Raw genomic sequence first — 5,157 nt, 5'->3', positions numbered from 1 at the left:
GCGAATGGGCGCGGCCCAGTTGGCAAAACAGCATCGCAACCAGCTGGCCCCAACTGGAGAAGCCCTTGGACGCGTATTCAGCCTGGGTGCGCTTGACGATGTGCTCGAACTCGATGCGCGGAATCAGCTTGAGGATCTGACTGAACATGCTGCATGATGCTTTCACGTTGGGCCTCTCGTGAGTGGGGTGGAAGTGCGTTTGGCGACACACAGCTACCCTACACCTCGGGATGGCTCAACGCCTTTCTGTCTTGGACAAGAGTGGAAGTCTTCGCAAGTGGCCGGGTGGCGGTCACTCCGGACAATATCCTCGGAATCCTGTCGCTCTTCTTCTGGACGCTGACGGTCATCGTCTCGGTCAAGTACGTCGGCCTGATCATGCGGGCGGACAACCACGGCGAGGGGGGCCTGATGGCTCTGCTCGCCCTGGCCTCCAATTCGGTCAAGGACCAGCCCAAGTTGCGGCGGGTGTTGATGACGTGCGGCGTGTTCGGCGTCGCCCTGTTTTTCGGTGACGGGGTGATCACCCCGGCCATCTCCGTGCTCTCCGCGGTGGAGGGCCTGGAAATCGTGACCCCGGCTGCCGCACCCTACATCCTGCCGATTTCCTTCGCCGTCCTGGCCGTGCTCTTCATGGTGCAGAAGCATGGCACGGCACACATCGGCCGCTTTTTCGGGCCGGTCATGGTGCTCTGGTTCTTCGCGATCGGTCTTTGCGGACTGGTGCCCATCGCCCACAATCCTTCCGTGTTGAAGGCGATCTCGCCCTACTACGCCCTGCACTTCGGGTTCGAGCACTACCAACTGGCCTTCATCACCCTGGGGGCGGTCTTTTTGTGCGTGACCGGTGCGGAGGCGCTCTACGCCGACATGGGGCATTTCGGCAAGAAGCCGATCCAGTGGGCATGGTTCGGCCTGGTGATGCCGGCATTGGTCCTGAACTACTTCGGGCAGGGTGCCTTGGTGCTTGCCGATCCCAAGGCGATCGAGAACCCCTTCTTCCTCATGACGCCGGACTGGGCCCGCGTTCCGATGGTAGGCCTCGCGACCGCGGCGACGGTCATCGCCTCCCAGGCGCTCATCTCGGGCGCGTTTTCGGCGACCAAGCAGACCATCCAGCTCGGCTACCTCCCGCGCATGACGATCCTGCACACCTCGGAGCACGACAAGGGGCAGATCTACGTGCCTGCGGTGAACCTGGCGCTGCTGGTCGGCGTGACGCTGGCCATCGGCATGTTTCACTCATCGACGGCCCTGGCGGCGGCCTACGGGATATCGGTCAGCCTGGTCATGGTGATCACGACGGCAATGACCTTCTTTGTGGTGCGATACGTTTGGGGATATCCGCTCCCGGCCTGCATCGCGGCCACCGGCTTCTTCATCGTCGTCGATATCGCCTTCTTTTCATCGAATGCTCAAGATCGCGGACGGTGGCTGGTTTCCACTGCTGATGGCGGCAGCCCTGTACCTCATTCTCGCGACGTGGAAGGATGGCCAGCGCATTCTTTCGACCAGGCTTCGCGAGGATGCCATCGAACTGCAACGCTTCCTGCAGAACGTGGTCGCCAACCCGCCGACCCGTGTGCGGGGAACGGCCGTGTTCCTGGCGGCAGAAGCAGGGATCGTCCCCAGTGCGCTCTTGCACAACCTCAAGCACAACAAGGTGCTGCACGAACGCAACCTGTTCGTGACGGTGCGAGCCAGCGAGGTGCCCAGGGTGCCAGCGGACCAGCGCGGCGAGATCACACCGGTCTGCGCAGGCTGCTGGAAAGTCATCTTGCACTTCGGCTTCCTGGATGAGCCCGACGTGCCCGACGCGCTGAAGGACGTTGCGGCGCGGGAACTCCAGTTGGCCCCGATGACGACGAGCTATTTCCTGTCGCGCGACATCGTCGTGCCGACCCTCGCGGGCGAGATGACCCACTGGCGCACGAAGCTCTTCACGCGGATGCACCGCAGCGCCAGTGCCGCAGCCGAGTATCTCTACCTGCCCAACAATGCAGTGGTCGAGTTGGGCACGAAGATCGCGATCTGAGCCGGGCGGGGTCGTGCCCGCGGTTGGGATGCCCGTGGCAGGCTGAAGTGGATACCGCGCCCCGCGCGCTTGGGCTCGATCCGGTGTCAGGGCGCCTTTGACTGCTGCAGATGCTTTCGCTTCAACCATGCCCGCATCATCGCGCGTCGTTCGAATCCTGGGGTCGCCGCGAGAAAGGCTTCTGCGTCCGCGTGGGACAAGGGTTCACTCCGCGTCACCGTGGTCGCCACCGATCGGAAGCCCAGCCAGAGCATTCCACAGTGAGCGCACGCGCTGATCGCCAACTCGAACGAGTCGACGCGGCCCAGATAGGCCTCGCCGGCTTCGAGCATGGGCGTACCGCAGCAGGTCCATTCGAGCGTCATGTCTTGCGGTTGTCGAGCCGCGTAGACCCATTTCGAAAACCGGGACCAGAGACTCGTTCTCGTCTCGCTGCTTCGATAAGCTGCCCCCCTTTGAGGCGCACCAACCTGGTCAGGGTGACGATGGAGCGGGTCCTGCTGGTTGAAGGACAGGATCCTGCGTGTCCTTGTGACAGCGATTTTCATAATGAACAGAACAAAGAATTGAGACTGAGGCGGGAAGCGTACCGTGGCGGCCATAAAAACCGGGGTAAAGATCGCGAGGCCCCGCRTAAATGTTTGCTCAGATCCGGCGGCCAATCGTTCGGGCGCTTGCGGTCCATGGGGCGTGCAAAGACGCCCGATACGCTTTCTTTGCATCGTCGGGCCCCACTCTGTTCGCCATATTTACGCGCACCTGCCGAGAATCCTAGTCTTCTCAACTGCAAGGAGCCCAACGTGGCCTATGCCGCATATCGCGAGTACCCTGGTGAACTTCGGACTTTAAATTCGACCCCGTTTCATGTGCTCGAGGTCGCCGTCGCATTGAGCGATGCACGACGCGTTCGTCAGCTTGTCGCACGCTGCGCCGATGCCGGTGTGGTGCACTGCGAGCCACTCCTCAACGAGCGCGGCTCACAGGAAAGCGATGCGCCTCGGGTGCGCCTGATGATCCGTCTCCCGCTCGCCAGCTATGCGCAGGTTCTGCATGACCTGATCGAAGGCATCCCCTCAGGCGAAATCGGTCGCCTCGTCGCGTGGCGAGATCACCAGATCACCTGACGCAACGCGGGCTCTGTCATGGCCGATAGCCTCCTCGTGCCTGTGCTCTGCGCGCTTGGGTCCTTTTTTCGTCCCGTTTGGCGTCGCCTAGCTTTCTGCATATACGGCGCGGCGGGTTGCCGGGAACTAACAAGGCATTCGCTGAGCCTCTTCCTGTCTCTGTGCCTGTCCCGCGACTCGACCTGCCCGTGCGCCGTCCGATGAGAGACCGTCGTCCCCCCACTTGGGGAAGAGACGTCGCCAAGCGTTGTCGACGCAGGGCAAGCCCACGATAATTCGGCTGGCAAAGGGAGCGACCTCTCGGCTGCCTTTGCATGCCGCGTCTTGCCCCTCTGGAGGATCGCCGTGACATTCCTGTGGCCGGAAATGCTGTGGTCGTTGTCGGTGCTGCCGGCGTTGGCCCTGCTTTACGTCTGGATGGTCCGCCGACGCAGACCGGCAGCGTTGCGATACCCCGGTCTGGCATTGGTGCGGCAAGCCGCGGGCAAGTGGTTGATTTGGCGTCGCCATCTGCCGCCGGCGCTGCTGCTGCTCGCGTTGGGTGCCGTGCTCGTGGCAGGTGCGCGGCCCATGGCCGTTGTGACGCTGCCATCACAGCAGCAGACCGTCATGCTGGCCATGGACGTCTCGGGCAGCATGAGTGCGACCGATGTGGCGCCGGATCGCATCACGGCCTCTCAAATGGCCGCCAAGGCCTTTGCGCAAGAGTTGCCGCGCGGGGTTCGCATCGGCGTGGTGGCGTACGGCGGGTCAGCCAGCCTGRTGCAGGCGCCAACTCTCAGCCGTGAAGACGTGTTGGCGGCCATCGACCGGTTCCAGTTGCAGCGCGGCACCGCGATCGGCAGCGGCATCATGGTCGCGCTTGCGACGATCTTCCCGGACGCAGGAATTGACGCGTCGCAATTCAGCGACCAGCACAATCAAAGCTGGAAGCGCGGCGACCTTGGCCACGCCGAGCTATCGGAAATGAAACCGGTGGCGCCCGGTTCGTACAGATCGGCCGTCATCGTGCTTCTCACCGATGGCCAGAACACGGTCGGGCCCGATCCCATGGATGCCGCCCAGGTGGCCGCTAACCGGGGCATCAAGATATTTACCGTCGGCTTTGGCTCGAAGGACGGCGATGTCATCTCCTTCGAAGGCTGGAGCATGCGCGTGCGCCTGGACGAAATCACCATGAGGAATGTCGCCAATCTGACACAGGGCGAGTACTTCTATGCCGGCAGCGGCACGGATCTGAAGAAGGTCTATGAGGCGCTACAGAGCCGGCTGGTGTTTGAGAAGAAAGAAACCGAAATCACGGTCGCATTTGCCGGCCTTGCCGGACTGCTGATGCTTCTCGGCACGACGCTTTCGTTGTGGTGGTTTGGCAAGGTCGCGYAATTCGGTGGACAGACCCGAGCGATACTGAGTCGGCCCTGCAAAATTCATCCTCGCGTTCAGGCGAGGGGCAAGACCACAGGCGGGCGTCAGCTTCGCTCAGCGCCTGGCCGACGAGACCTCGAACATTCCGCTGGGCAAGTACGGTAGGCCGGAAGAAGTTGCCGTGGTCGTCGAGAGCTCGCGTCGGCATACGGAATCGCGGTCACGATAACGATGTTCATCACCACCTGGCTCACCTTGTAGATCGCGGCGATCGTGCTGGCCCCCAGATGATGAGGTTGGTCAGGAACACCAGCGTCTCGCCCGTGTCCTCACGCACCGCCTCCACCCGCCGCAGCAAGTGCGGGCACTTGTCGCGTGCGGGACCGTGGAAGACCTGCTCGAACAGCTGCCAGGGGCGGTGCGCGTTGGCGTACGACAGCGAGGAGCGCGGTGAAGAGGCCTCCGCCGGCCTCGGTCGACTCCGAGGTACCGAGAAACAGGATGCCGTCAGGTTTGAGCGCGATGCGGAACATCTCCAGCACATGCGCCTGGGCGGGGCGGTCCAGATAGATCAGCAGGTTGCGGCAGCAAATCAAGTCGAGGCGCGAGAAGGGTTCGAGGCGCGAGAAGGGT

4 protein-coding genes and 2 pseudogenes are annotated in these 5,157 nt (G+C 62.7%); 3 read left to right on the top strand and 3 right to left on the bottom strand.

Features of this window, described 5'->3' with window-relative positions; translation table 11 throughout:
• Positions 1-148: DUF4372 domain-containing protein (locus AC1DY5_RS41305; RefSeq protein WP_478120229.1), on the bottom strand; the 148-nt coding region annotated here is incomplete at its 3' end.
• Between the two features lie 116 nt (positions 149-264).
• Between AC1DY5_RS41305 and AC1DY5_RS41300 the strand changes: the two are divergent.
• Positions 265-2,035 (top strand): annotated as a pseudogene (locus AC1DY5_RS41300) (potassium transporter Kup); the annotation flags it as partial.
• An 86-nt stretch (positions 2,036-2,121) separates the two neighbouring features.
• Here AC1DY5_RS41300 and AC1DY5_RS41295 read toward each other — a convergent pair.
• Entirely contained in the window at positions 2,122-2,400 is a 279-nt protein-coding gene (locus AC1DY5_RS41295) for a hypothetical protein (protein ID WP_478120228.1), read from the bottom strand.
• A 435-nt stretch (positions 2,401-2,835) separates the two neighbouring features.
• On the opposite strand from AC1DY5_RS41295, the gene AC1DY5_RS41290 reads away from it, so the two are divergent.
• Positions 2,836-3,159, top strand: coding sequence for a hypothetical protein (locus AC1DY5_RS41290; RefSeq protein WP_478120227.1), 324 nt, complete (start codon positions 2,836-2,838; stop codon positions 3,157-3,159).
• A 345-nt stretch (positions 3,160-3,504) separates the two neighbouring features.
• Positions 3,505-4,689, top strand: coding sequence for a VWA domain-containing protein (locus AC1DY5_RS41285; protein ID WP_478120226.1), 1,185 nt, complete (start codon positions 3,505-3,507; stop codon positions 4,687-4,689).
• 278 nt (positions 4,690-4,967) lie between these two features.
• Here AC1DY5_RS41285 and AC1DY5_RS41280 read toward each other — a convergent pair.
• Positions 4,968-5,157 (bottom strand): annotated as a pseudogene (locus AC1DY5_RS41280) (CheR family methyltransferase); the annotation flags it as partial.

The sequence above is a fragment of the Variovorax sp. P4_D9 genome, from assembly GCF_056401695.1.
The sequence above is the reverse complement of the archived record's forward strand: the minus strand, read 5'-3'. Positions and strand labels throughout refer to the sequence as shown.